Source organism: Leptospira levettii, assembly GCF_002812085.1.
Classification (GTDB): domain Bacteria; phylum Spirochaetota; class Leptospiria; order Leptospirales; family Leptospiraceae; genus Leptospira_A; species Leptospira_A levettii.
Map to the genome: position 1 here is coordinate 276119 of NZ_NPDM01000001.1, position 25465 is coordinate 301583.

Consider the following 25465-nt stretch of genomic DNA (forward strand, 5'->3'; position numbering starts at 1 on the left):
AACGAAGAAAATGGAGGTAAAGATTTAGTCTTTTTCTGGTTCTAAAAATCCGAGAAGGGTCGTTTCAAGCGCCAAAAATATTTTTTCGAGTGAAGAATCTGAAATGGTATAGGGAGGAGTGATATATATAGTACGTCCCAAAGGTCTGAGTAAAATATGAAATTTCCGAAGGGAATTTTTGATCTGTTTTCCAATGGGGTTTAAGTATTCATCATGGGCAACAGGTTCCTTCCATTCAAAGGCAAATATTCCACCCATCACCCGGACATTTTCAACTGACGTCCCCATTCTTTTTTGGAAGGTGACTGCAAATAGATTTAGTTTTTTTTCCAATTCCCTTACTAGCGTTAGACCAAATTCTTGTAACATCGAAATAGACGTATAACCAACGCTGCATGCAAGTGCATTCCCTGTCATGGTATGTGCATGGAAAAATGCTTTGTATGGATCTTTCGAAAGAAACTGTTTATAAATAAAATCAGAGACGAGTGTTGCAGCAAGAGGTAACATACCTCCCGTAAGTCCTTTTGCTAAAATCAGTAAATCGGGAACCACTTCCGCCTTCTGGTAAGCGAACGGTTCTCCTAATTTTCCCATACCTGTAAACACTTCGTCAAATATCAGTAAAGTGTTTGTACTCGTTGCCAAGTCTCTAAGTTTGATTAATACTTTTTTATCATAAAACAACATCCCATTGGCACCAAAAACCAATGGTTCAATCACTATACCGGCATATTCGTTTTGTTTGATTGCAAGTTCTAAGTCTGCCAAACATTCTGTATCACAACTCGAAGATTGTTTCCCCCACGGACAGTTCATACAGTTGGGGGCTGGAAACTCCTTTGTTGGGAATCGGAGTTCGGAAAATATTCGATTGAAGTAATTTTTTCCAGATACGTTCATTGCTCCAATGCTATCTCCATGATAGGAATTGGAAAAAACGATAAACTCAGATCGTGGTTTAAAATCAGGATGGTTTTGGTAATACTGGATTGATAGTTTTAATGCAATTTCGATCGCATTCGATCCGTTATCCGAATAAAATACTTTTTTAAAATCGAAATTCGTGAGTTCCAATAATTTCTTCGCTAAATTTTCAGCACTCTCATGAATATTGCCTGCAAGCATCACATGATCCAATGATTGTAATTGGTTTTGTAAAGCAGAGATAAGCCGAGGATTCCTATGACCATAAATCACTGTCCACCAACTGGAGATGGCATCGATCCATACGTTTCCATCTTCATCCGTAACAAATTCATTTTCGGCAGAAATAACGTTTAATAAGGATTCAGATTCATCTTGGATCGTAAGTGGAACCCAAGTATTGGTATTAACTGGATTAAATTTCATCTTCAGCGTTTAAGACAACATCAATCACATTTCGGTCTATATCAAAATGAGTAGAAGCAAAACTGTTAAATTCATCAGAAGATAATCTTTGTTCAGGAAAGTTTGTGATACCTAGAAGGGAAACTCCACCTAATTTCTGTATCATGGTGGCATTATCTTCTTGTAGATCGTTTTTAGGACCCACTAAATAAAAACCATACACAGGGATAAACCGAGAAGTTAAAACCTCCAATGTTAAAAGTGTATGATTGATGGTGCCAAGTTCTGTGGAACCAACCACTACCACACCTAAATTGGATTCCTGTATGGCACGTATGGTCAGATAATTTTCGGTGATAGGAACAAACACACCTCCTGCGCCTTCGATCAGTGTATTGTTATTTCGTTCTTTGGAAATCAATGCCAAAAGAGTTTTTGGGTCGATGGATTGTCCTTCCAACTTTGCCGCGTAATGTGGGCTTGCTGGTGTTTTATACTCAAAACTAGGCTTTAGAAAATGTGAATCAGGCAAATGAGTTGTATTTTGGACAAAACTTGTATCGTCGGCGCTGATGGTCCCTGTTTGGATGGGTTTCCAATACCGAAAACCAAACTTTTTCGCGTATTTTGCCATAAAAAGAGAGGAAAAAAAAGTTTTACCTACGTCCGTTCCGGTCCCTGTCACATAAAAAGCTTGTCCCATAAGAGCAAGTTTTATCAATTCCAGGCCTCGTCTATCCGATTTATATAGAAGAGGCAATATGCAACTTCCCCTTTGGAAATCCATTCTCAAACGCGATGATAACCCCATCACAGAGATTTCACATTTTTTACGTGAAACTGCAATCTTTGAAGGTATGTCACGGAGGACACTCCGTGAAGTAGCAAGGCTCATCCATAAACGAAAGTATTATGCGGGTGAAACCATTTTTTTTCAGGGACAAGCAGGAACGGGAGTTTATCTAATCTTACAGGGAAAAGTTGAAATTTTTTCTGAACGAGAAGGAGTGACACTGAAACTCGCCGAACTTGAAAAAGGTGCTTTTTTCGGTGAACTTGCTCTTTTCCAAGATTTCCCACGGTCAGCTACTGCTGTTGCACTTGTTGATTCCATTTTACTTGGATTTTTCCAACCAGAGTTAAAAACTTTATTGGAAACAAAACCTAGAGTTGGAAACGATTTACTTCTCAGTTTTGCATCAATCATTGCAGATCGACTTCGCAAAACAAATGATACATTAGAAGCAGCTTACTTTAAAAGTAAAAAGAATAAACCCAAATGATCTTTAAAGAAAATAGTATATCATCACTGGTTTTACGATCTGCTTTTTTTGGGCTTATCGCATTAACTGTTTTAATTGGTATTGTCGGTGTAAAATTTTTAGCAATCCCACTTCTCATTTCAGGAATTCATTTTTATATTTTCCATGGAGTTGTTGATTATTTTGAATCGAGAGGAATCCATCGGGCATTCACGATTATTATAATCTTCTCCATTTTGATTGCAGGTGCGTATTGGTTTTTAGCATTTTATTTACCTAACTTATTTGAAAAAGCACAACCAATTGTTTCGGAGTGGTCAACCAAAATGGATGACCCCAACTTCCAGTTGCTTGATTTCACAAAACTTCCTGTTGTTTCTAAAAATCCGGAACTATGGAAAAAAATCATCAATCCAGAAGAGATTGCAAAACTTGCCACCAATAACTTAGAAGAATTTTTAAGAGGAATTGTTGTGATGATTCCAACATTTATCAGTTGGATGATCATTATTCCTATCATTAGTTTCTTTTTGTTATTAGATGCAAACCTAATCTACAAAACAATGATTAGTTTTATCCCCAATCGTTTTTTTGAAATGTTTCTTATGGTTTTTTATCGTATGAACCAACAGATCACAAGTTACTTAAAGAGTTTAGTGATCCAATGTGGTATCATGGCAGTCGTTGCATCCATTGGATTTTATTTTGTGGGTGTAAAATTCTTTGTTCTGTTTGGAATATTTTTAGGAGTTGCCAATTCGATACCTTACTTAGGTCCGTTAGTTGGTGCTATCCCACCCATTTTGTTTGCAATTTTATTCCCAGAAATGTCGCCTTCCATAGGTTCCATTGCATCCGTTGTCATAGTAGCACAATTGGTCGACAATGCGATAGTCCAACCTGTTGTGATTGCAAATGCTGTTTCGTTACACCCACTTGCGATCCTCATTGGAATTGCAGTTGGTGGAAACTTTTTTGGTATTTTTGGAATGTTACTTGCCATTCCTGTTTTATCCATATTAAAAGTGACCATAGGCATTTTGTACCATGCTCTAAAGGAACACCAAATCATATAAAATTTTTACTTAAGATGCAGGAGAGGGAAGTATTTTGGTTTTGTCCAAAATTCATTCCTCTCGTTTATTCCACTTTCCCATTTCCGAAAACAAAATTCCAAATAGTGTGAGAAAGGAACCAATCGCACCAATCACACCTAGCCTCTCACCTAACACAAGATAAGCCAGGAAAAAGGAAAACACTGGTTCCAAACTATAAAGTAAACCTGCCCTCGCAGGAGAAACTGCCTTTTGGTATCTTGTTTGGATTTGTGTTGTAAAGATCGTTGCAAAAACTGATGTATAGATGATACCAATCCAGAATTTTAAATCAAATTGAACATGGATGGTTTGTTTTAAAAATATAGATTCTATTGGGAATAAAAAACTAGAGACAACTGCTATTAGTAAAATTTCAAACGATACTAAAATTTGAGAGGGAATTTTTTTTGTGTAAATATCGATGAGAATGATATAGACAGCAAAAAAAAACGCTCCTATTAGAGTGAGACCATCACCAAACCCAAATCCCAAATCACCTTGGAACTCATCTAAAGATTTACCATTTTGTGAAATACAAAACAATCCGATCACCACAATCACAACAGCAATCCATGTTCGTAAAGAAGGCAGTTTTCGTTCGATGGCAATCTGTAGTAATGGTACAAAAATCACATATGCACCAGTCATAAAACCTGATTGGGTAGCGGAAGTGTAAACAAGCCCAATGGTTTGAAATGCATACCCTAGTAATGCCGAACAGGCGACAAAAAAAGCAGGGAGAATGTAATCCAATCGACGATTTGCTTTGGAAAATAAGGTTTTCCGATACAGTAATAATGTGATGAAACCGGCGAGGGAAAATCGGACTGCTAAAAATAAAAAAGGAGGAACCGAATCAAGCGCAAGTTTGATGACCACAAACGTTCCACCCCAAAGAATGGCGGCAATCACCAAAAACAGTTCTGGAGTGAAGATCCTTGGCATGTAAGGTCAATCTTTCTAGGGAAATTCGGATAGCAAGGAAAAGATGAATTGGAAATTTAAAATCAGGAAACCACAATTGGGAACTCCCTTAACTTGGGAATTGTACTTCCCTCCAGGGACTTCCACTTGGGTGGGAGAAAAAGTAAAAGAAATTTTAGACCATGTACCTATGCCCAACCAACCGGAAGCCAATGTCCGTGTTTTTTCTGAAAAAATCAAAATTGAAAATGTAAACCCTCACCAAATTACTTATCTTTTATTCCATGGTTATTTCATTCGAGACCTTCGTCTTGTGATCGCAAGGACCAATGATTGGGACATGTCAGCAGACAAACGTGAAGACGAATGGGACCGAATCCTCACAGAAGCTGTCTCAATCGCAAAACCGTTGTTTACTGACAATGAAACAAAGTTTTATGAGATCAAAGAAAACTTACATATTAGTTTTTTTGAGGAAGAGGTCACAGTCACACTATCGGTATTAGGGGAACCAGGTTACAAAAGAGGAATCAAAGCTAATTTTCCCACAAGTGCACCCATTCCAGAAGATTTAGCTCACATTCTAACAGAACAATGTTTTCAATTTTTTTCCATTCCTAAAGACAGTGTAAAACTAGTTTACATTCCATTTGCAGGAACAATGACATTTGCCACCGAATGGAAATTAGCTGAAGAGAAAATACCCTTTTTAACTCTCCCTAGAGACTTAGTATGGAAAAAATTGAATTTATTCCCGACCAAATCATTTGAACATTTCCTTAAAAAACGAGATTCCTTAAATACGAATCTAAATCTCACTCCTGTAGTCATCCAAGATACAGATCCAGCTCTCGAACCTTATTGGAAAAAGGAAATGGACCATTGGAGGAAATGGATCCATGTTGAAACCATTGACCATACTGTTTCTGACTTTTTAAAAACTTTCCCCGTTTTTCCAGAAGGAAAAGAATCCTCTACTCATTATTTTTTACCTTTGAACCCACCATATGGGTATCGAAAAAACGAAAGGATTGGTCCTGACGAAAAGTTATATTCAAAAATAGGAAAACGACTAGGAGAACTTTCCCAAGTGTTTCAAAATGAAATTGCACTCATTGGTTATATCCTTTGCCCAACGGAAGAGAAGTGGAGTGAGTGTATGAAGGACTTACGTGCATTTGCGAAAAAAACCATTCATGTTACTCATGGTGGTATCGATTTACGCGTGTTATTCTTTCATTCGGAGGGAAAATCTGAAAGACGTTCAAATAGAATCTAGTTGGAAAGAGGTTTTACAGGCAGAATTTGAAAAACCTTATTTTACAAAATTACGGGAATGGGTAAGAGACGAGTACAAAACCAAAATCGTCTACCCTCCTGCCAAATTTATATTCAATGCATTTGATTTATGCCCTTTTGATCAGGTAAAAGTAGTAATCATTGGCCAAGACCCTTACCATGGACCAGGACAGGCTCATGGACTTTGTTTTTCGGTATTGGATGGTGTTTCGTTTCCTCCTTCTCTCCAAAATATCTTCAAAGAAATCCAAGATGATGTCAAAAAACCAATCCCAAAATCTGGTGATTTAACATACCTTGCCAAACAAGGAGTGTTTTTATTGAATGCAACACTCACGGTTGAAAAAGACAAAGCAGGTTCCCACCAAAACAAAGGTTGGGAAGAATTTACGGATGCAGTGATCCGTATCTTAGCAAATCAAAAATCAAATTTAGTTTTTTTATTATGGGGATCCTTTGCACAAAAAAAAGAGACTCTCATCCCACCAAACAAACACTTGGTGCTAAAATCAGCACACCCTTCTCCACTTTCTGCCTACCGAGGTTTTTTAGGAAACCGCCATTTTTCGAAAACGAATGAATACTTAAAATCAATAGGAAAAGAAACCATTGACTGGTAATGAAAAAAAGGGATATTTTTTTGTATTTTTAACCGGAGTCTTTTTCGCATTTGAAGTCATCGGTTTTAAAGAAGTATTTCGAAGGTATAGTTTATCTCCAGAGATGGCTGCCTTATTTGGTGTTGGATTTGCCTTTTTGGTTGTGAGTCCCTATTTTATAACTTCAACGAAACGTCGAAACAAAGTAATCTTAACCATCAAACGGGATGGTAAAATTTTACTCATTGGAACTTTGTCCAATGCCATGGGAATTATCTTGTATTATTATGCTTTAAAACAAACCGATTTAGGCCCCGCAGCAATTCTCATCAAAACAACTGTTTTGTATAATGTTTTACTTGGTGTTGTGTTCCTTGGAGAAAAATTAAAATATAGAGAGACTTTTGGGATCATCATCTCCATGTTTGGAATTTATTTCATATCAACCTTAGAGGGTCAAATCCATTGGATCGCGTCAATTTGTATACTCATCAGTGCTTTTTTGTTTGCGATCCAAAGTTATTTAATTAAAAAATACATCCCTGAAATTTTAGGTTTAGAATATGCTTACTTACGTTTATTGTTATTATGTGTGTTTTTCTTTTTTTATTCACTTGGTATTGGGTCTTTTTTAGTACCTAAATATTCCGTCATATTAACCCTTGGGGTCTGTTCCCTGCTTGGTTATTTTTTAGGGAGAGCTTTTTACTTTGAAGCACATAATTATTTACCCATTAGTAAACTGAATGCAACTCTTCTCATTGAACCAATTTTTTTGATGTTTGTTGGTATATTTTTTATGAACGAGCCAATCGACATACAAAAACTAGGTGGTGGTGGTCTCATCATACTTGGTTTGTATTTAATTGTATTCCATAAAAGGAAGTCTAAACAGAATGAAACAACCGAATCAGATATTGAATGAAGAAACAATTGAAACTTTCTTAAAAGACTTTCCTCAATGGAATTATACAAAGGAAAAAACACTCAGTTATCTTAGTTTTGAACATTCGTTTGTTTCCTTTAAAAGTGCATTTTTGTTTTTAACAAAACTTGCATTGGTTTCAGAATCGTTAGACCACCATGCCGAAATATGGAATGTTTACAACAAAGTCCGACTCAAATTATATACACATGAATCAAATGCGATCACTACCAAGGATTTGGAATTGATTCAAATGTTAATGGAAGAACCAAATGAGTTTTTGTAAAAAGAGGATGAGTATGTGGACAAAAAAAAACCGGAGTTGGAATCCAACACCGGTTTTTTCCTTTAACAGCGATTAACTGATTAAATTTCGATTTTGTAACCTACGCGGTAAGTTTGTCCACCGATAACCACTGGGTATGCTACCCAAGGTGCAAGAGCAGAAGCTCCTCCAACCGATGCAACTCCACCAACTCCCATTCCTGCAGAAAGGATAGTTTCCAATTCGAAGAAAAGGTGACCTTTGTCAGTTACTTTTGTTTGAGCACCAACAAGCCAGTTTAAACCAAAACCGTGTGCACCAAAACGTACGTTTTCTTTGTTGATTCCAGGGTTTGGAGCATCACCAAGAAGTGATCCACCAGGTCCTAAAATTCCAGGAGCGAAAGTTTGAAGTCCTGGGTTGTTGATGGTTCCAGAAACTCCCCACCATCCGTGGAAGTAGTTTACCCCTGCTCCGACGTAAACAGCAGTGTCATTTGCAGCATTGTATAATTTAATCCCTAAATAAGTAGGAACTGTCCAAGCAGTGTATTGCCACTCTTGGTCTAACCACTTGTATCCCATAATTGTGGAAGATGTTTCACCACCAGAGATTTTCGTAGTATAGTTAACGTTGATTCTCCAGAAAAGGCTAGGAACTCCGAAGACTCCTTCTTTTTCGTAACCTACGTTTACGTTACCACCAACCATAGCTCCGCTAGTTTTTGCACCAACAGCACCACCAGTTGTTCGTTTCAAACTGATAAGGGTGTTTTCAGCGTAAATAGCTTTTTGAAGTGAACCAGTTGGAGCACCAGTTCCGCTCAATTGTGGGTTTCTAGAATCTAGACCATCTTTTGTAATGGTTCCGCCGAGTTGTGCAAGGTCGAATTGCATACCAAGACCGACCATAAAATAAGAACGAGGACCAGATTGTGCGCTAAGGCTGCCAGCCAAGCACATAAGTAAGAACCCCATCATTCCAAAGCGTAGAGATTTCAGCATTTGATGATTACTCCTTAGTGAGTGTTTCCTGAATTTTTTTCATTCCTGCGGACAAACGAATACTGTGAGCAGTCGTTCATACCGACAATTGCAATGAAACTAGTGCTTCTCATAAGATTTGTCAAATAAAATTGTTAAATCTTCACGAAAATTGTGTTAAATGTGGAATTTCGAATGAGTCTAACCCGGTCTAAACAACTTTTCCTTATTTGCAGATTCCTTTGGCTTTTTGTTCTTTTTTCTACCAATATTACCGCGAAAGAAAGAAAGGTCATACGTTTTTCAGGCGAATTGTTGAGTTGGGAATCAGAAGGTGAGAACTCACATTTTGTCTTTTTAGATGCCACCAACTTACGGGAACGAACCATCTATTGTGATCCCGATACCATGTCCCTCAGTTTTGGGAATAAACAAAAAGGGAACCTTCATGTCGAAGGGAAAGCGACACAAAGTTCACCCACTTCCGATACTTGGCTCTGTGTTGGCAAACCACATGTGTTCCAAAAGTACCAAGTGAATTCTCCCAGTCGTACCTCCCAAACCAAAACCATCCAGGGCCAAGTGGTAGAGGCTGATCCAACCACAGGGCAAATTGTATATCTCGTCAGAGGAAGGAGGTTTTACCTCACCATCAGTCCCACAGAAGCAAAGGAAATGGCAGATGCTCTTTCCCAATTGAAAACCGTCTCCATCGATGGGGAATTCAGGTATGACAGGATCAAACGTTATTATGTAAAAGATTGATGAATTTTTGTTCGCAAGCCTGGCATGGTTCTTTGGAATGGATTTGATGCAGGCTTTTTTGGTTTTAGCAAACGGAACGGTCATGAAAGGCCGATCCTTCGGTGCAAATAAGAATTCGATCGGCGAGGTAGTTTTTAATACCTCTATGGCGGGCTATCAGGAAATTTTAACTGACCCTTCCTACAAAGGTCAACTTGTCACACTTACCTACCCAATGATTGGGAACTATGGAATTAACCCAGATGATATGGAATCAGATCGAATCCAGGCTTCTGGTCTCATTGTCAAAGAGTATGTCAAACGACCTTCCAATTTCCAATCCAAAGAAACACTTAGTGATTTTTTAATTCGATTTGGAGTGCCTGCCATCGAAGGGATCGACACCCGCAAACTAACACGCATTATTCGAAATGCTGGAGCCATGAACTGTGGTATCTTTATCGCCGAAACATATGAAGATTCCTTTTTAGAAGCTGTCAAAAATGCTCCGAGTATGGAAGGCCAAGACCTCGCCCAAGTGGTCACTTGTGAAAAACCTTATGTTTTTGGTGCTCATTCTCCAAGCAAATTCAAACTAGCTGTTTATGATTTTGGCATCAAACGTAACATCTTACGTTTACTCGATTCTGCTGGATTTAATGTACATGTTTTCCCTGCTAAAACAAAAGCTGAGGATTTATTAAAAGAAGGATTTGATGCTTTCTTTTTATCCAATGGCCCTGGGGATCCTGCTCCACTCGATTATGCAATCCAATCAGCAAAAACGATTATGGATGCCAAAAAACCATTGTTTGGGATTTGTCTTGGCCACCAAATCATAGGCCTTGCTCTTGGGAAAAAGACCTCCAAACTCAAGTTTGGTCATCGAGGTGGGAATCACCCTGTGCGAAATGAAGAAACAGGAAAAATTGAAATCACTTCCCAAAACCATGGCTTTCATGTGTTAGGTGAATCTTCGGCAGATATGCCCATCACTCGGATCAATCTTTTTGACAATACTGTAGCTGGACTCAAAACAAAAGGTTTGCCTGTGATGGCGGTACAATACCACCCAGAAGCATGTCCAGGTCCCCATGATTCCGCCTACCATTTCCAAGAATTTTATACTATGGTAGAAACCTCAAAATCCTAAACTTTGGTAAATTGAGGGGGCACTATGTCATACAAAGAAGATAAAAATTTCTGGGGGATTCCTTACGGAACTGAAATCTCCGCGGAAGCGTTCGTAAAAGATATTTGGGATCCAAGCACAGAAGAAATTCTCACTCCAAAACAATTCCTTGGAATTGGTTGGGGGATCAACTTACATGCCCTTGGCAGACGAGTTGGTGTGATCAAGTAAGGTTTTTTTTAACAAGTTTCCAAAAGCATCTCTTCCTTTCTGGTTGAGGTGCGTTAAATCCGCAAAGTATCCATAGTCTTTTAAAAAACTAGATCTAAAATCATAAACGAATCTTCGATTTTGGAATTGAGTTCTTTCCATCCATTCAATGAATGAATCCGTAACTCCATATGCATTTTTTTCTTTCAAATCCATTTCCATTTGGGGTGAAAAAGGAATTCTAAGAATGACTACATCTAACTTTTGTTTATTCCATTCTTGCAACGTTCTGACCCACAATTGAATCGATAACTCTCTTTTCCCAGAAAGGATTGTTGTATCCAAATTTGGGAATTTGTCACCTTCCTTTAAAATTGGATCTTCACTGATCGATTTCCATATCCAAGCACCACTTGTGAGTCTCATACTCTTTTGAATCGCATCAAACTCTAACCTTCTCCTTGTTAAATCTTCCTTCACAATTGGATCATAGAAAATACGATTTGTATTGGAACTAAGTCCAAAATAGGGGAACAAATTGATGACAAACTTCCAACTTAGATCCGCTAGATTACTAAAATAAGCCTTCCTTAGCAAAGGCTCAGTTATATGGTGGAATTCAAAATCACCGAATGAATAATACAATTGTTTGTGTGCATCTGTGATGGAATTTTTACTTGTATTAAGAGGAGAGATGTTTACATAGACTTTCCTTAGATTGGGAAGTGCATTCGTCAAACAAAGAGTATCAGACAAAATACCTTCTGGTTGTTGGCTTGGTCTTGGTAGGAATAAAACCTCGTCCAAGTTCACAGATTCAATCTCTGCAATTGTTTCTGGTAAGATCCCACTGACGATCTGACTATCACCTAAAACTAAGATTTTTGCTTTCGGATTCCATTTACGATCTTTTGCAAAAAACCAGTAGATGGAAGTTGTATCACAATATGGAACTAAATACTCCCATGTACAATACATGAATAATGAAATACCAAAAAAGAGAAGGACTAAAAATCGCAGTTTCATTGGATCAATTTCTAAAAAGTGTAATACAATTCGCTTAAAATTGAAAATAGAAAAAATCTTCTTTTGCAAATGGTGAAACTAACGAAAACCAAAAAAATCCAACCACAAACAAACAAACAAATATATAAGGTTTTTCATTCACAAAAAAGCTAGGTCTTTCCGTTTCCTTCCACTCTTGCCAAATATCAAATAAAACCAATGGTAAGATGATCAAAAATAGGGAATAAGGAATGTAGGAAAGACTTGGTATGTGTTGTAAGTTTTTAACAATGAGTAGAGACTCAGAAGGAGAATTGATACGAAACAAAAGAAGACCCAATGAAAAACTATAAAAAGTTAAGAGAATTCCCAAAACTTTTATAAAAGGATTTTGGAATTGAGTGAAACCAATATGTTTCAAAATTCGATACAAGATCAGACATATTCCTAAATACAAACCCCATATGATAAAACCGTATCCAGCTCCATGCCAGATACCAGTAAGAAACCAAACTAATAATAAATTAAAATTCTCCCTAAGAAATCCATGTCGATTTCCACCTAACTTAATGTATACATAATCACGCAACCATGTTGAAAGAGAAATATGCCACTTTGACCAAAATTCAGATGGGTTGGAAGAAAAAAATGGTCTTTTAAAATTGTTCATGAGTTCAAAACCCAACATCTCTGCAAGACCCATGGCACATAACGAATATCCAAAAAAATCTGCGTAAACTTGGAATGCAATGCTTGGTGCGACAATCCATAAGATGCCAGGTTCTAAAGAATCAAACGAATTTGCTACAATTCCTACATAACGAGACAAAGGATCAGCAATACTCGATTTGATAAATACTCCGAAACAAAATAGAGAAAGACCATTCCAAATTTTTTCTTTTGAAATCAATCTTACAGATTCAAATTGAGGGATTAAATTGCCTGGTCTTTCAATTGGTCCAAGCAACAATAAAGGAAAAAATAAATCATATAAAACGAATGTGAAAAAGTTTTTACATACCTTGATTCTGTTATCATATACCTCAATCAAATAACTGATGTTATGAAAGGTATAAAAAGAAATCCCAATTGGTAATAGTAGATTTGGTTTCCAAAGAGGTGATTGCCCTCCAAGTTCAATTTTCAAATCAGAATAGATTCCCCATACAAACAAAAAATACTTAAAAACTCCCAAATATAGAACATTGACTATAATTCCAAATACAAAGATTCGTTTACGAAGTTTCGAATCATTTGAATCAATGAGAATACCCATTAAAAAATTAAATATGATAGATGTGATCAGTAAAAGTGTTCCAACAATTCCCCATTGCGAATAAAAGTACAATCCAAAAAGGATTAATAATGTTTTGCGAATCGTGAAGGTGGAGTAAAAATAAATGATGTAAAAAAGAGAAAAGTGTAAAACGAAAGTGAGTGAGTTAAATAACACAAAGGTAAATTATGCTTCCTCTACCATTTCCAAAAATTGGTTTTTGTCTTTGGTATCATGAGGGTATGCTAAGGTCAAAACTCGATAACTTGCTCGGAAATTTCCAATGATTGTATCTTCTTTTTTAGCAAAGGAAGACTTTATCTTCTTTATCACAACATCGGTTTCTTCTTTGTCTTTTCCATGTAGAACTAAAACAAATTTTCCTTGGCCTACTCTTGTGAAAAAATCGAGTTCACTGATATGGTCCATCATTGTTTTTCGTAAAGTATCTGCGTATCTGGCGAATGTCCCTGTTCCGACTAAATGGATCATTCTAGAAACGTTTTGAATTTTAAATAAAGATACTGTAAAGGAAGCCTTGAGACTAGATGCTTTTTCCATCTCAGCAAGGATACGAGATTCCAAAGGATTAAATGGATTCCGGAATAATGCTTCTTTTTCTTGCAGAATGAGTAAATTAGCAAAAACAGGAGCTGAAGTTTCAAGCATTGAAACGGCCACATCACGTGTTGTATCAGTCCAAGCAGTTCCAGTAGAATGGATGATTACCATACCAACTAACCAATTTAAGTTGATGATCGGAAGAATCGTAAATTCACTCATGATTCCCAATTCGTCATTTGTAAAAATCGATTTGAGTTCCGCATCTTCTCGGAAATTTTCTAGTTTGTAAACTCCCGATACATTGGAAACCATACCAACAATATCAGAATCCTTACTGAGTCGGAAATCTTTTGTCCTTTCAGGTAAAATAAAATTGGATCCAAAAACTATATAATCGGATCTAGTCTCAGAATCTAATACTAAGAAAGAGAACTGCTTAACACCCAATTTGTTTTTGATATTATCGATTAAAAAATCGTAAGCTTCATCCATTTTGCGTACTTTCGAAAAATCCCTTGCGAATTGGAGAACCGATTCATTGATCTCTATCACTTCTTTTGCATGTACTAATTCATCATTAATTGATTCAAATTCGGATACTCTCTCAAATACTGAACCCGCAATATCACCAACAATTTTAGCAAATTCTAAATCATCTGTAATATATTCTTCACCATTGATGAGTTTCCCAAGTGATAATACCCCAAAACATTTTTCACCATGTCGAATTGGAACAAGAATCTCTGAACCCATCTCATTTAATAAGTTTAATTCTCGATTTGGTAATCTTGAAGATTTAAATTCGCCTGCATAAATAACAGTTTCAGAGTCAGAAATCCTCGCATAAATTTCATCACCAGGAGAGAGATACCAAGCATCTTTTGAAGTGATCCCTTGTGCAGCGACAGCTTCCCATTTTGTATTTTTAGGATTTGTTGATGTTAAGATGACAACGGAGTGACAACCTACTTGTCCAATTAAACTATAAACCAAGTTATCAAAAAAATCTGAAAATTCTTTTGAAGAAGCAATTTCTTTTGTGATCTCGAAGATTGCTTGGTAATTCTCAATTCGTTTTTTGGAAGCCAAATGATATGCCATTGGTGCCGTTCCAAAATCAGATTCATCATCGAATAATACTTCTTCACCGATGGGTGCTGGATCTTCTTTTGCTGGTCGTAATGGTTGTTTTGCGGCTTCTTTTTTTGCCTCATTTTCCCATTCATCAAAAAGATTTACTTCGGGTAGAGGTGCATCGGCTTCATTTAAATCATCGTGATAATCACGATCAATCAAATCGTCACCTAACTCAGGTTCTTTCTCGTTGTTCGAGACTGATGCCTGTTCCTCCTCTCCTTCTGGTTCTGGAATTTCGGTTTCGTGATGAGAATCATGATCTGGCTCTAATTCAGAATCTGAATCGGATGCAACTGGTTCATATGGATTTGATTCGTCATGCAATGAATCTAAATCATCTTCTAAATTTGAAATTGGATTGTCTTTCCAATCCTCATGGCTTTCACTTAAATCACCAAAGTCTGAATCTGTTAGTTCGGGAATGTCGCTTAAGTCAAATTCTTCTTCCCCATCTGGACTTGGTAAATCACCGATTTCTGTCGCAAGCGAATCTGAAATTGCTTCATCTAACCAATCTGAGTCGGAATCAGCAACAGGAATGGATTCGGATACATTTTTGCTTGGGGAAGGATCTTCTTCCCGAAAATGTTCAGCTTTTTTTAGTAAGGACGGACTATCTTTTTTTGCAGATGGAGTTTGGGATACTTTTGTTTCCGAAGTTTTTTTAATCTCTTCGGCACGATCAAGGAGCCCCACTTTATAACTCCAGTTCTTTCATCATTTTTTTGTATAACTCAAAGTATTGTGACTTAGAGAATTCTCGAATGACTTCATCTGGAAGATTTCCTAGTAAATTATCAAGGTAACTGAGAACTTTTTTACGATCACCAACTGATAGATGATCACCACCCGCTTCCGCAAATGCATCTTCTGATTCTTTGTTAGTTGCTGGAGCTGCTACATCTGATTTACGTAATTCTTCCAGTGGAGAGAGTTTTCCCTCCATAGCATATTCATCTAAATCAACTTCAAATTCTTCCGAATCATCTGAAGCAAGTGTTGGTGTTCTTACTTCTTCCGAAAGATCATGAGTTAGGTCAAAACTATCATCGATGGTAACATCAGAGGAAAGATCACCAAAATCAGATTCGCCTTCATGTTCAACTAAATCGATGTCTTCCATCGGCTCTAAGTCAAATTCAGAACTGGAAGATTCATCTGTTGGTTCTAAATTGAAATCGGCAACTGGTTCTTCTTCGATTTGTTCAGAAAGAGTGAATTCTTCTTCTTCAGGTAAATCAGCAATGTCTTCCAATCCTTCCCCAGGAAGTTCCTCACCGAGAATTGCATCTAAACTTTCTGGAGAAAGTGTGACGTCTTCCTGTTCGATTTCTGCTTCGAGTTCTGATGCTCCACCATGTTCCGAGGAATCTTCTTCTTCGGTTGCTGTAATGTTCTCTAACTCTTCCATTGAAAGTGCAATGGATTCGTCTTCTTCCTCTTCAGCCAATAAGTCAGATTTTGGAGTTAGGTCTTCTTCGTAAGGTAGTGGTGCTCGGTCTAAACTATCTACTAATTCTTCATCTGAAACTTCTTCAGCTTCAGCGGCAATGGAATCTAGTTCTTCTAAAGAAAGTGCAATTGGTCCTTCCTCTTCGTCCTCTGAAGAAGATTCAAATCCTTCCATTTCACCTTCCAATCCTTCAACAGTTGGTTCGGAAACATCAGATTCAGGTTCACCAAAATCTAATCCAAAATCATCACCTAAATCAGTATCCAATTCATGATGTTCTTCATCTGAATCATCTTCTTCAATTGGATCATTGGCGATGATACTTCCAAGTTCGTCTGCACTCAATGTGATGGATTCATCTTCAATTTCTTCACTAATTAGATCAGAACTTGAATCGTCCATATCTTCTGCCATTGTCTCACCAGAGATATTTTCCAATTCCTCTAAAGAAAGAGTAAGTGGACCTTCTTCCTCTTCTTCTGTGGTGGTTTCATCTTCTTCTGCAGGTTCAAACTCACCACCTAACAGATCAAAACTACTTTCTTCGTCCGTGAAACTTGGTAAATCTTCGTGATCGTCAGTAGTAAAAAACTCTTCTTCGGATGCTAATGTTTCTTCTAAACTTGCTTCGCCACCAGCTCCGAGTATACTTCCTAGTTCTTCATCAGAAAGTGTAAGATTTTCATCTTCTTTGTTATGGCCGAATAATTCTTCTTCTTCTGGGTCAACAAGTGATGTGAAACTAGATTCTTCTTCTCCGCCTGGTCCCAAATCGTCTTGAGGGACAAATGTTTCTTCATTGTCGTAATCTGTTAAATCAAATTGTGGTTTGCCTTCTTCGTCAAAAGCAAGTGTTGTATCAATCTCTGAGTCATCTAAATCAAGATCTAAATCAGAATGTTCATCGATGAGTGCATTTTCTGAGTCAAAATTGTCTTGGAAGTTTTGATCACGATTTGGTAATCCAGAATGTTCTTCTTCTGGAAGAGAACCTGTGATGTTTTCCAACTCTTCTAATGAAAGAGAGATTGGACCATCTTCTTCTTCGTCATGTGCTGAAGGTTGTTTTTTGGAAGTTAATATTCCATCTTCACCATTTAGAATGGATTCAATCTCTTTATCGAGATCAATTAAATCATCATCGAATTCTAATTCTAAATCTTCATCATCCAAATCAATGGATTGTTTTTTTTGAGAGTTTGTTGGTTGTTTAGAATGATGCTCTTTTTCAGATTCTTCTTCGTAATCTGAAAAATCTGCATGGATGTCTTCATCATGCAAAATGGGGTCTTCTTCCCCGAGTAAATTTAAGTCAGAGTCTAAATCTATATCAAGTATATCATCATAATCATCTGATGAAGCAACTAAATCAGAAATTGATTCATCTTCATCATCAAAAGCGGAAATATCATCTAAGTTTGGTGCTTCAATTCCTGGTGATACATCTAAATCATCTTCACCAATATCAAAATCATCCAAATCTAATGAAAACGAGTCTTCATCGAGTATAGGTTCGATGTTTTCTAGATCTTCGTTTTGATTCTGTTCTTGATCCGCCATTCGCCTCGATTACCGTTTTCCCAATTTTAGTATCTGGCCATCCTCTAACGGTTGTTCCAAGATACTGTCCTCCAGTTTGATTTGCGCCCCTGGGATGATTCCACCAGCGATCCCAATTAAATCGTTTCCATTAGAACCTGCATCTAGTGTATAAATTCCGGGGTTCATTACGGGTCCCTCAATTTTAACACGGATTGGTGCTTCCGAATAGATTCTTTTTCGCAAATCAGGGTTTTCCTTTAAGATCACCAATCCAGACAATATTACAATAAAGAATACCATTCGTCTGAGCCAGATTGGATTCAAAGGAAATCCCCCTCTGGTTTATTTTCGGCAAGAAGGGGGGAAAAAAATTAACGTTCGTGCAGTAAAATGCGAACTTTTGCTTTCTTTAGGAGATTTTCTTTCTCTTTCGAGGATGGGAGAGATTCTGCTTCTTGTAAGAGCTCGATGGCGTGGTCATGAGTCAAATCATCTTCAGAATCCCCACCTTCCGTGAGCACTCGGATTTGGTCATTTCTCACTTCACAAAATCCACCATCAATGGCGATTCGGAATTCTTTTCCAGCTGTATGCAACTTAATGAGGCCAAAATCGAGTTGTGACACAAGAGTTGCATGCCCAGGTAAAATTCCAAAATAACCTACTGAACCTGGCAGAATCACTGATTCTGCCTTGCCTTGGTAAAGGATTTTGTCCGGCGAGATGACTGTTAAAGTCAGTTCTTTACTCATCCGAATTAACCTTTGAGTTGTTTCGCCGCTTCGATCACTTCGTCAATCGATCCGACCATGTAGAATGCTTGTTCTGGAAGAGAGTCATACTTTCCTTCAATGATTCCTTTGAAGGAACGGATTGTGTCTTCTAACTTCACATATTTACCAGGTCGACCAGTGAACTGTTCTGCCACGTGGAATGGTTGGGAGAGGAATTTCTCCAAACGACGAGCACGAGCCACTAGGATTTTGTCATCCTCAGAAAGTTCGTCCATACCTAGGATCGCAATGATATCTTGGAGGTCTTTGTAACGTTGTAAAATTCTTTGTACTTCACGCGCCGTGTTGTAATGTTCTTCCCCAACGATTTGTGGGTTCATAATCCGTGATGTGGAATCGAGTGGATCCACAGCCGGGTAAATCCCTTTTTCAGAAATCGCACGAGAAAGAACTGTTGTTGCATCTAAATGCGTAAACGCAGTTGCAGGAGCCGGGTCAGTTAAGTCGTCGGCAGGAACGTAGATCGCTTGCACAGAAGTAATGGAACCTCTGGTTGTGGAAGTGATTCGTTCTTGTAATCCCCCCATCTCTGTGGAAAGAGTTGGTTGGTATCCTACCGCTGATGGCATACGTCCAAGAAGGGCCGATACTTCAGAACCTGCTTGGGAGAAACGGAAGATGTTATCTACGAAAAGAAGGATATCAGATCCAGATTCGTCACGGAAGTTTTCTGCCATTGTTAAGGCAGAAAGAGCCACACGAAGACGTGCACCTGGAGGTTCGTTCATCTGACCAAAACAAAGAACTGTTTTGTCGATAACTCCAGATTCTTTCATTTCATTCCAAAGGTCGTTTCCTTCACGAGTCCTTTCACCCACACCAGCGAACACGGAGTAACCACCATGTTGTTTTGCGATGTTGTTAATCAACTCTTGGATAAGAACGGTTTTACCAACCCCAGCACCACCGAAGAGTCCTGTTTTTCCCCCTTTGATGTAAGGAGCAAGAAGGTCGATAACCTTGATCCCTGTTTCAAAGATCTCAGTTTTAGGTTTAATTTCTTCGTAAGAAGGAGCATTTCTATGGATTGGCATCTTCTTTACGTCTTTTGGAAGGTCACCGAGTTCGTCGATAGCCTCACCAAGGACGTTAAAAATTCTACCAAGTGTTTTTGTTCCTACTGGAACAGAAATTGGAATCCCTGTATCAACCACTTCCAAACCACGTTTTAAACCGTCTGTGGATTGAAGGGAGATCGCACGAACTGTGTTGTCTCCGATGTGTTGTTGCACTTCTGCAGTGATGGTAACGTCTTTGCCGTTTACTTTCGATTGAATCTCTACGGCATTGTAGATCTCAGGCATATTCCCGGAATCAAAACTGATGTCCAATACCGAACCGATGATTTGTTTAATTTTACCTTTATTCATATATACTCCGAAAGACCTTTGTTAGGAGATGGCTTCCGCTCCCCCTACGATTTCTGAAATTTCCTGCGTAATTTTTGCCTGACGAACTCTGTTGTAACCGCGAGTCAGAAGTTTAATCATCTCACCAGCGGCATCTGTAGCTGCTTTCATCGCCACTCTACGTGCAATGTGTTCGGAAGCAACTGACTCCAAAATGATTTTAACAAAAGTTGTTTTAATCACCATTGGAAGTAAGTTTTCTAAGATGGTTTTTGGATCTGGTTCGTATAACACTTCTGGACCAGAAGAACCCTTGGAACCCGATTCTTCCATTTGAAGCGGAAGAACAGAAGTGATCTCAGGTTTTTGATTGGCTGCTGAATAATAATGAGTGGAAATGATTTCAACAGAATCCACCGATTCGTTGGCAAAACGTTCCATAAAATAAGAAGCAAGGTCATTCGCTTCTTTACTTCCAGCTTTGTCATCGATGTTGGTGTATGAAGTTACCAAATCAACTTTAGCAAATTTAAAGAAAGAGATCGCCTTTTTCCCTGCAGCATGGACTTCTACTTCCACACCTTTTGCCTTCAACTCTTCGATACGGTTTTTCACCATACGAAGAAGGTTGGAGTTAAAACCACCACATAACCCACGGTTTGCGGCGATTGCAAGGATAGCTACCTTACGGATTTTGTCCGGCTTCCTTAAGTAAGGGCTGTGGATGATCCCGGCAAGGCTAGACAAAGAAGATACTAACTCACGTGTTAAGTCAGCGTATGGTTTCGCCGCATTCACTTTGTTAGTGGCTTTTTTTGCCTTAGCCGTGGAGACCATCTCCATGGTTCGAGTGATTTTTCTCGTGTTTTTAACCGAGTTAATCCTCTTTTTTATCTCACGCGGTGTCGCCAAGATCTTTCCCCTTAGTTATTCTTTGCTAAAAAATGTTCTACAATCGATTTGATTGTTTTTTGCAGAGCTGCTTCTTGTTTTACTTCTTTGGCAGTTCTGATTTCTTCCAAAATTTCTGCGTGTTGCTCTCTCATTGTTTTCAAAAGGAAGGCTTCGAATTCTCTTACTTTTGCAGTAGGAATTGTATCCATAAATCCTTTTGTTACAGCGAAGATCGAGATCACTTGTTCTTCAACTGGAGTTGGAGAGTTATTTGGTTGTTTGAGAATTTCAAGAACTCGGTAACCACGATCCAGCTGGGCTTGAGTCACTGGGTCTAGTTCTGTTCCTAACTGCGCAAACGCTTCCAAGTCACGGAACTGTGCAAGGTCAGACTTGAGAGTTCCCGCTACTTTTTTCATCGCTTTGATTTGCGCTGCAGATCCAACCCGTGATACAGAAATCCCTACATCCACCGCAGGGCGTAGGCCCGATGCAAAGAGGTTGGATTGGAGGTAAATCTGACCATCCGTGATGGAAATTACGTTTGTAGGAATGTATGCTGATACTTCCCCTTCTTGTGTTTCGATGATTGGAAGTGCTGTCATGGACCCACCACCGAATTTATCATCTAGTTTCGCTGCTCTTTCAAGGAGGCGAGAGTGAAGGTAGAATACGTCCCCAGGATATGCTTCACGACCTGGCGGGCGGCGAAGTAGAAGTGACATTTGTCTATAAGCAACGGCTTGTTTGGAAAGGTCATCATAAACAACGAGAGTTGCTTTCCCTTCTTCATACATGAAGTATTCAGCCATTGTCGCACCAGAGTAAGGTGCAATATATAACATAGGAGCAGGTTCAGATGCGTTAGCCGATACAATGATCGTATACTCAAGAGCACCTTTTTCGCGTAACATTTCGATGGTGGAAGCAACAGTTGATGCTTTTTGTCCAATCGCTACGTAAACGCAGATCACACCTTTCCCTTTTTGGTTGATGATGGTGTCGATTGCGATGGAAGTTTTTCCTGTTCCACGGTCACCAATGATGAGCTCTCTTTGTCCACGTCCAATTGGGATCATCGCATCAATCGCTTTGATTCCCGTTTGCATTGGTTCGTGAACTGATTTTCTCATCGCGATTCCAGGAGCTGGAGACTCAACTGGTCTTGTTTTTTTCGCGTTAAGAGGTCCTTTCCCGTCGATCACTTCCCCGAGTGGGTTTAGCACACGACCAAGAAGTTCTGGTCCTACTGGAACTTCGAAGATTTTTCCCACACGTTTAACTGTGAAACCTTCTTCGATTTTAATATAATCACCAAAGATAACAACCCCAACTGAATTTTCTTCTAAGTTGAAGGCTTGGCCTCGAACTCCGTTTTGGAATTCAACGAGCTCTCCTGACATTACGTTTGTGAGTCCGTAAACTCTCGCAATCCCGTCCCCGACTTCGAGAACTGTTCCGACTTCTTCAACTTGAAGGTCTTTCTTGAAGTTTTTAATTTCTTGTTTTAGTACCGACGTTACTTCGTCTGTTTTAATTTTCATTCAAATGCTCCGACTGGGATTTTCTTTTGGAGGAGAGCCTCTCTTGTTCCTGCAAGTTTTGCGCGGATTGAGGCATCGATTAAAAAGTCGTCTATATAAATTTTGAATCCACCGATGAGTGCTGGATCCATATGCTCTGTGACACGAACATCGCGTCCGAACTTGGAAGAGATGGACTTAGTGATTCGATCCACTGCTTCTTTGCCCAAAGATTCTTTGGAAACGATACGAAGGGAACTACGATTTCTAAGTCGGTCTACACCCGTACGATAATCTTCCAGAATATCCTTTAAGTAAAGGAACCTGTTTTTACGAACCACAAGTGTAATGAAGTTAGCAACAATTTCTGATGCTTTCCCTTGAACTGACTTTGCGGCAGTTTGTTCTTTCTCAGAAGGATCAACTAATGGAGAAAGAAAATAATGGCGGATTGTGTCATCGGAAAAGAAAACATCCACTAAAGATGAAAGTTCCTCTTCCGTTGACTCAAGCGAGTTAGTTTCTTGAGCTAACTCTAAAAGTGCCGTTGCGTAAACCTTTGAAATTTGGTTCAGACTCATTTTATTTTAAGTTTATCGAGTTTTGCGATCTCTTTTTCGACAAAGGAAGCATAGTCTTCCTTCTTCAATTGTTTCTCCAAGATCTCACTCGCGATGAGAACGGACATTTCCACAATTTGGTTTTGTAACTCAGACAAGGCTCTGCCTTTTGCCAATTCGATTTCTCGAACAGCATTGTCTTTGATTCCTTTTACTTCATTGTGTGCTTCTTCCGTCAAACGTGTGCGGAGAGCAACTGCATCTTTCTTAGCTTCATCGACAATTCTGTGTGCTTCTTCTGTTGCTTTGAAGAGTTGGTCTTTATATTCTTTTAAAGACTTTTCTGCTTCAACACGAAGAGATTCCGCTTTGTTGATATCACCTTGGATGCCGGAAGCACGTTCTTCGAGAGCATGAAGGATCTTGTCCCATGCAAATTTTTTAAGAACGAAGACAACAACTGAGAAAGTGACCAGGGTCCAGATGACCAGACCCGGATTGACTTTCAGCAAATTGAAGCCGGAAGCCGCGAGGAGTACCAAGACTATTGTCCTTGTTCTACTTTAGTGGCACCAGCACCAATTGTTTTGTCAATTGAGCCATTGAGTTTGAGCGCGATAAGAAGAGCGATTACCACTGCGAAAAGTGCTGCACCTTCAATCATACCTGCTGCTACGTAAAGAACGAGTTGGATCTTTCCCGCTGCTTCTGGTTGGCGGCTAATGCTTTCTGCCACTGATCCACCAATTCTACCAATACCGATTCCTGCACCAAGTAATGCAAGTCCTGCTGCGAGTCCTACTGCGATGTATCCTAAACCGAATTCCATTGTTTTCGTTTCACTCCTGTGTGTTTTATAATATAAATAAAACCAATGTTAATGTCTATGCATCACAGTTCCGATGAAGACGGTTGTGAGCAGTGAGAAAATGAACGCTTGTAGAAATGCTACAAGAAGTTCTAAAAAGTAGATGAGCACTGAACTGAGAACAGAAACAGGTGCAATCATCCAACTTTCACTCATAAAGATAAACCCAAGTAACGCAAGGATCATAACGTGTCCTGCTGTCATGTTGGCAAGTAACCTCATGGTTAATGCAAACGAACGGGCAATATGAGTAACGATAAACTCTAGAACCCACATAAGAGGCCAGAGTGGGAGAGGAACTCCCTTAGGAACTGCATGCGCTACGAAGGAAATACCTTGGTAAGTAAATGCTGTTCCGTATATCGTAAGTAAGGTGATGGATGCAAGAGAAAGAGTGACACTGATATCACCCGTTGGAGTAATCCCTGACCAGATTTCTCCGAATGTATGCAGAGAATGTGGTGTGTGTTCGAAAACGCCAAGAGCCACAAGTCCATCAGATGCTGCAACTGTCAGCTCCCCAATCGATGGGATAAGTCCAAACAAGTTACAGAATAGGATAAAGAAAAACAAAGAGAAGATGTAATGGTAGTAAGAATGACCGTGGTGATCGAGAGACGAATCCACAACATTTTCTTTTAGGTAACTTACAAATGCCTCAACACCCGAGGTGAATTTGTTATGCACTTTTTTCGGGTTTTTAGAGATGAGATTTGCTGCAGGGATAAAGATGATGAACATAAAAAAACAAGCGATCCACATCATGGTCACTCGTTTGGTGATGTGAAGGTCGAGACCACCAACATAGTGGTATTTCACTCCCTCATGGTTTACGAAAACATCGTGATTTTCAGCATCAAAACCAGGTTGGCCTTCTGTAACGATTGTGCCACCAAAGTTTAATGGGAAGATGGGAGCGTCACCTAAGTGGTGTGCCATCACTTCGCTGAAATCGAAGCCCTCATCAGAGCCGTGCCCTTCCGAATCGTTTGCAAAAACATTCGTAAAACTAAGGGAAAAAACTAATAAAAATGATAAAAAAAACCGATATTTAGACTTATTTTCCACTGAAATAGCTCGCAAATACAAGGAAAAGAAGGTGGACGAAATAGGCAATTAAAAATCCAGAAGTTGCCTCAAAAGGGTACTCTAACACCTGGAAAGTTGTCAAAATGCCCAAATTCAGAAAAAAGGAAAGAAATACTGTGAAAAGTGGGAAGCCAGTCTCTGATAATGCAGGGATTTTGCGTGGTAAAAATCGTAATTGCAAGATAGCCATTTGCACAGAAAAGGAAATGGCACCTCCCATATAAAAAAGAATTCGATACCCGTCTTCCACCAAACTGATTGTTAGCGGAAGACTTAGAATGAATAAAAGAAACAAATACGTAAAATAATGAAAATGGAACCTTCTGAGATTGATTGAGTTTAGATCCATTGTTTCAGATTGTATTAGGAGGGTTTTGGGGGCAAGTAGGTTTGGAGGGGATTGGAAGGTATAGTTCCCCGCCCGTATTGAACTGGGTGGGGTTATCCACCCGCCACCCAATGGCTTCCATATATCATATGTTCGCTGGTTTGTAACGCGGGAATCGATAATTTCAATTTTTTAATTCCAAAAAGTTCGTGTTTCGAATCTAAAACAAGCGCTATCTGAAAAACTATACTGAATCGGTTTGAAATCGTTTTCAATTGCGGAAAAGAGTAAATTTCAACTGAAATGATATA

27 protein-coding genes are annotated in these 25465 nt (G+C 38.8%); 9 read left to right on the forward strand and 18 right to left on the reverse strand.

The window, feature by feature from the left end:
• Positions 1–24: 24 nt before the first annotated feature.
• Positions 25–1353 (reverse strand): adenosylmethionine--8-amino-7-oxononanoate transaminase, encoded by a 1329-nt coding sequence (bioA, locus tag CH354_RS01190; protein WP_100726276.1) that lies wholly within the window; start codon positions 1351–1353, stop codon positions 25–27.
• Positions 1343–2035, reverse strand: coding sequence for a dethiobiotin synthase (bioD, locus tag CH354_RS01195; protein WP_100726453.1), 693 nt, complete (start codon positions 2033–2035; stop codon positions 1343–1345). Before bioD ends, bioA begins: the two co-directional genes overlap by 11 nt.
• 58 nt (positions 2036–2093) lie before the next feature.
• Here bioD and CH354_RS01200 point away from each other — a divergent pair, with 58 nt between their 5' ends.
• Positions 2094–2615: a cyclic nucleotide-binding domain-containing protein gene (locus CH354_RS01200; RefSeq protein ID WP_100716291.1), complete on the forward strand. Its 522-nt coding sequence runs from the start codon at positions 2094–2096 to the stop codon at positions 2613–2615.
• Positions 2612–3670, forward strand: coding sequence for an AI-2E family transporter (locus CH354_RS01205; protein WP_100726275.1), 1059 nt, complete (start codon positions 2612–2614; stop codon positions 3668–3670). The genes CH354_RS01200 and CH354_RS01205 overlap by 4 nt, the downstream gene beginning before the upstream one ends.
• A 51-nt stretch (positions 3671–3721) precedes the next feature.
• Here CH354_RS01205 and CH354_RS01210 read toward each other — a convergent pair whose 3' ends face one another.
• Positions 3722–4636, reverse strand: a complete 915-nt coding sequence (locus CH354_RS01210) for a DMT family transporter (RefSeq protein ID WP_100726274.1) — start codon at positions 4634–4636, stop codon at positions 3722–3724.
• A 43-nt stretch (positions 4637–4679) separates the two neighbouring features.
• On the opposite strand from CH354_RS01210, the gene CH354_RS01215 reads away from it, so the two are divergent.
• From CH354_RS01215 to CH354_RS01230, 4 genes are read left to right on the forward strand one after another with little or no spacing between them, the layout of a single operon-like run.
• Positions 4680–5894, forward strand: coding sequence for a hypothetical protein (locus CH354_RS01215; protein ID WP_100726273.1), 1215 nt, complete (start codon positions 4680–4682; stop codon positions 5892–5894).
• Positions 5821–6534: a uracil-DNA glycosylase gene (gene ung / locus CH354_RS01220; protein ID WP_165780320.1), complete on the forward strand. Its 714-nt coding sequence runs from the start codon at positions 5821–5823 to the stop codon at positions 6532–6534. Before CH354_RS01215 ends, ung begins: the two co-directional genes overlap by 74 nt.
• A complete protein-coding gene (locus tag CH354_RS01225) occupies positions 6524–7438 on the forward strand; it encodes a DMT family transporter (protein WP_100726272.1) in 915 nt (304 codons plus the stop codon). Before ung ends, CH354_RS01225 begins: the two co-directional genes overlap by 11 nt.
• Positions 7410–7724: a 4a-hydroxytetrahydrobiopterin dehydratase gene (locus tag CH354_RS01230; RefSeq protein WP_100726271.1), complete on the forward strand. Its 315-nt coding sequence runs from the start codon at positions 7410–7412 to the stop codon at positions 7722–7724. The genes CH354_RS01225 and CH354_RS01230 overlap by 29 nt, the downstream gene beginning before the upstream one ends.
• Positions 7725–7804: 80 nt before the next feature.
• Here the strand turns inward: CH354_RS01230 and CH354_RS01235 are convergent, their stop codons facing one another.
• The gene (locus CH354_RS01235) at positions 7805–8707 is read right to left on the reverse strand and encodes a porin OmpL1 (RefSeq protein ID WP_100726270.1); all 903 of its coding nucleotides are present in this window, start codon (positions 8705–8707) and stop codon (positions 7805–7807) included.
• A 294-nt stretch (positions 8708–9001) separates the two neighbouring features.
• Here CH354_RS01235 and CH354_RS01240 point away from each other — a divergent pair, with 294 nt between their 5' ends.
• From CH354_RS01240 to CH354_RS01250, 3 genes are read left to right on the forward strand one after another with little or no spacing between them, the layout of a single operon-like run.
• The gene (locus tag CH354_RS01240; protein WP_243395911.1) at positions 9002–9451 is read left to right on the forward strand and encodes a hypothetical protein; all 450 of its coding nucleotides are present in this window, start codon (positions 9002–9004) and stop codon (positions 9449–9451) included.
• A 46-nt stretch (positions 9452–9497) separates the two neighbouring features.
• Positions 9498–10583, forward strand: a complete 1086-nt coding sequence (gene carA, locus CH354_RS01245) for a glutamine-hydrolyzing carbamoyl-phosphate synthase small subunit (protein WP_100726269.1) — start codon at positions 9498–9500, stop codon at positions 10581–10583.
• Positions 10584–10607: 24 nt separating this feature from the next.
• Positions 10608–10793, forward strand: coding sequence for a DUF5808 domain-containing protein (locus CH354_RS01250; RefSeq protein WP_100716283.1), 186 nt, complete (start codon positions 10608–10610; stop codon positions 10791–10793).
• On the opposite strand, the gene CH354_RS01255 is transcribed toward CH354_RS01250, so the two are convergent.
• The 14 genes from CH354_RS01255 to CH354_RS01320 are packed head-to-tail and all read right to left on the reverse strand — an operon-like array spanning position 10755 to position 25175.
• Positions 10755–11798 (reverse strand): hypothetical protein, encoded by a 1044-nt coding sequence (locus tag CH354_RS01255; RefSeq protein WP_100726450.1) that lies wholly within the window; start codon positions 11796–11798, stop codon positions 10755–10757. The genes CH354_RS01250 and CH354_RS01255 overlap by 39 nt on opposite strands.
• A gap of 34 nt (positions 11799–11832) precedes the next feature.
• Positions 11833–13230 carry an MBOAT family O-acyltransferase gene (locus CH354_RS01260; RefSeq protein WP_100726268.1) on the reverse strand — a complete coding sequence of 466 codons (1398 nt, stop codon included), beginning with the start codon at positions 13228–13230 and terminating at the stop codon, positions 11833–11835.
• Positions 13231–13239: 9 nt separating this feature from the next.
• Positions 13240–15450 (reverse strand): GAF domain-containing protein, encoded by a 2211-nt coding sequence (locus CH354_RS01265; RefSeq protein ID WP_100726267.1) that lies wholly within the window; start codon positions 15448–15450, stop codon positions 13240–13242.
• Between the two features lies 1 nt (position 15451).
• Positions 15452–17767: a hypothetical protein gene (locus CH354_RS01270; RefSeq protein ID WP_100726266.1), complete on the reverse strand. Its 2316-nt coding sequence runs from the start codon at positions 17765–17767 to the stop codon at positions 15452–15454.
• Between the two features lie 9 nt (positions 17768–17776).
• Positions 17777–18073, reverse strand: coding sequence for a hypothetical protein (locus tag CH354_RS01275; protein ID WP_100716279.1), 297 nt, complete (start codon positions 18071–18073; stop codon positions 17777–17779).
• Positions 18074–18120: 47 nt separating this feature from the next.
• Entirely contained in the window at positions 18121–18501 is a 381-nt protein-coding gene (atpC, locus tag CH354_RS01280) for an ATP synthase F1 subunit epsilon (protein WP_100716278.1), read from the reverse strand.
• Positions 18502–18506: 5 nt separating this feature from the next.
• On the reverse strand, positions 18507–19913 hold the full coding sequence (atpD, locus tag CH354_RS01285; protein ID WP_100726265.1) for a F0F1 ATP synthase subunit beta: 1407 nt from the start codon (positions 19911–19913) through the stop codon (positions 18507–18509).
• A gap of 21 nt (positions 19914–19934) precedes the next feature.
• Positions 19935–20804, reverse strand: a complete 870-nt coding sequence (gene atpG / locus CH354_RS01290; RefSeq protein ID WP_100726264.1) for an ATP synthase F1 subunit gamma — start codon at positions 20802–20804, stop codon at positions 19935–19937.
• An 11-nt stretch (positions 20805–20815) separates the two neighbouring features.
• The gene (atpA, locus tag CH354_RS01295) at positions 20816–22330 is read right to left on the reverse strand and encodes a F0F1 ATP synthase subunit alpha (protein ID WP_100726263.1); all 1515 of its coding nucleotides are present in this window, start codon (positions 22328–22330) and stop codon (positions 20816–20818) included.
• On the reverse strand, positions 22327–22890 hold the full coding sequence (gene atpH / locus CH354_RS01300; RefSeq protein WP_100726262.1) for an ATP synthase F1 subunit delta: 564 nt from the start codon (positions 22888–22890) through the stop codon (positions 22327–22329). Before atpH ends, atpA begins: the two co-directional genes overlap by 4 nt.
• Positions 22887–23411 carry a F0F1 ATP synthase subunit B gene (locus CH354_RS01305; protein ID WP_100726261.1) on the reverse strand — a complete coding sequence of 175 codons (525 nt, stop codon included), beginning with the start codon at positions 23409–23411 and terminating at the stop codon, positions 22887–22889. The genes atpH and CH354_RS01305 overlap by 4 nt, the downstream gene beginning before the upstream one ends.
• Positions 23412–23413: 2 nt before the next feature.
• Entirely contained in the window at positions 23414–23698 is a 285-nt protein-coding gene (atpE, locus tag CH354_RS01310; protein WP_002975055.1) for an ATP synthase F0 subunit C, read from the reverse strand.
• A gap of 48 nt (positions 23699–23746) precedes the next feature.
• Positions 23747–24826 (reverse strand): F0F1 ATP synthase subunit A, encoded by a 1080-nt coding sequence (gene atpB, locus CH354_RS01315; RefSeq protein ID WP_372487272.1) that lies wholly within the window; start codon positions 24824–24826, stop codon positions 23747–23749.
• A complete protein-coding gene (locus CH354_RS01320) occupies positions 24795–25175 on the reverse strand; it encodes a hypothetical protein (RefSeq protein WP_100726449.1) in 381 nt (126 codons plus the stop codon). Before CH354_RS01320 ends, atpB begins: the two co-directional genes overlap by 32 nt.
• Positions 25176–25465 lie beyond the last annotated feature (290 nt).

What these genes read in the sequence shown, in the direction of transcription:
- CH354_RS01215 (WP_100726273.1), top strand. Translation starts at nt 4,680, where the DNA reads ATGAATTGGAAATTTAAAATCAGGAAACCACAATTGGGAACTCCCTTA.
- CH354_RS01205 (WP_100726275.1), top strand. Translation starts at nt 2,612, where the DNA reads ATGATCTTTAAAGAAAATAGTATATCATCACTGGTTTTACGATCTGCT.
- atpH (WP_100726262.1), bottom strand. Translation starts at nt 22,890, where the DNA reads ATGAGTCTGAACCAAATTTCAAAGGTTTACGCAACGGCACTTTTAGAG.
- atpC (WP_100716278.1), bottom strand. Translation starts at nt 18,501, where the DNA reads ATGAGTAAAGAACTGACTTTAACAGTCATCTCGCCGGACAAAATCCTT.
- ung (WP_165780320.1), top strand. Translation starts at nt 5,821, where the DNA reads ATGGTGGTATCGATTTACGCGTGTTATTCTTTCATTCGGAGGGAAAAT.
- atpD (WP_100726265.1), bottom strand. Translation starts at nt 19,913, where the DNA reads ATGAATAAAGGTAAAATTAAACAAATCATCGGTTCGGTATTGGACATC.
- carA (WP_100726269.1), top strand. Translation starts at nt 9,498, where the DNA reads ATGCAGGCTTTTTTGGTTTTAGCAAACGGAACGGTCATGAAAGGCCGA.
- CH354_RS01210 (WP_100726274.1), bottom strand. Translation starts at nt 4,636, where the DNA reads ATGCCAAGGATCTTCACTCCAGAACTGTTTTTGGTGATTGCCGCCATT.
- CH354_RS01200 (WP_100716291.1), top strand. Translation starts at nt 2,094, where the DNA reads ATGCAACTTCCCCTTTGGAAATCCATTCTCAAACGCGATGATAACCCC.
- atpA (WP_100726263.1), bottom strand. Translation starts at nt 22,330, where the DNA reads ATGAAAATTAAAACAGACGAAGTAACGTCGGTACTAAAACAAGAAATT.
- CH354_RS01230 (WP_100726271.1), top strand. Translation starts at nt 7,410, where the DNA reads ATGAAACAACCGAATCAGATATTGAATGAAGAAACAATTGAAACTTTC.
- CH354_RS01270 (WP_100726266.1), bottom strand. Translation starts at nt 17,767, where the DNA reads ATGGCGGATCAAGAACAGAATCAAAACGAAGATCTAGAAAACATCGAA.
- CH354_RS01255 (WP_100726450.1), bottom strand. Translation starts at nt 11,798, where the DNA reads ATGAAACTGCGATTTTTAGTCCTTCTCTTTTTTGGTATTTCATTATTC.
- bioA (WP_100726276.1), bottom strand. Translation starts at nt 1,353, where the DNA reads ATGAAATTTAATCCAGTTAATACCAATACTTGGGTTCCACTTACGATC.
- bioD (WP_100726453.1), bottom strand. Translation starts at nt 2,035, where the DNA reads ATGGGACAAGCTTTTTATGTGACAGGGACCGGAACGGACGTAGGTAAA.
- CH354_RS01235 (WP_100726270.1), bottom strand. Translation starts at nt 8,707, where the DNA reads ATGCTGAAATCTCTACGCTTTGGAATGATGGGGTTCTTACTTATGTGC.
- CH354_RS01320 (WP_100726449.1), bottom strand. Translation starts at nt 25,175, where the DNA reads ATGGATCTAAACTCAATCAATCTCAGAAGGTTCCATTTTCATTATTTT.
- CH354_RS01250 (WP_100716283.1), top strand. Translation starts at nt 10,608, where the DNA reads ATGTCATACAAAGAAGATAAAAATTTCTGGGGGATTCCTTACGGAACT.
- atpE (WP_002975055.1), bottom strand. Translation starts at nt 23,698, where the DNA reads ATGGAATTCGGTTTAGGATACATCGCAGTAGGACTCGCAGCAGGACTT.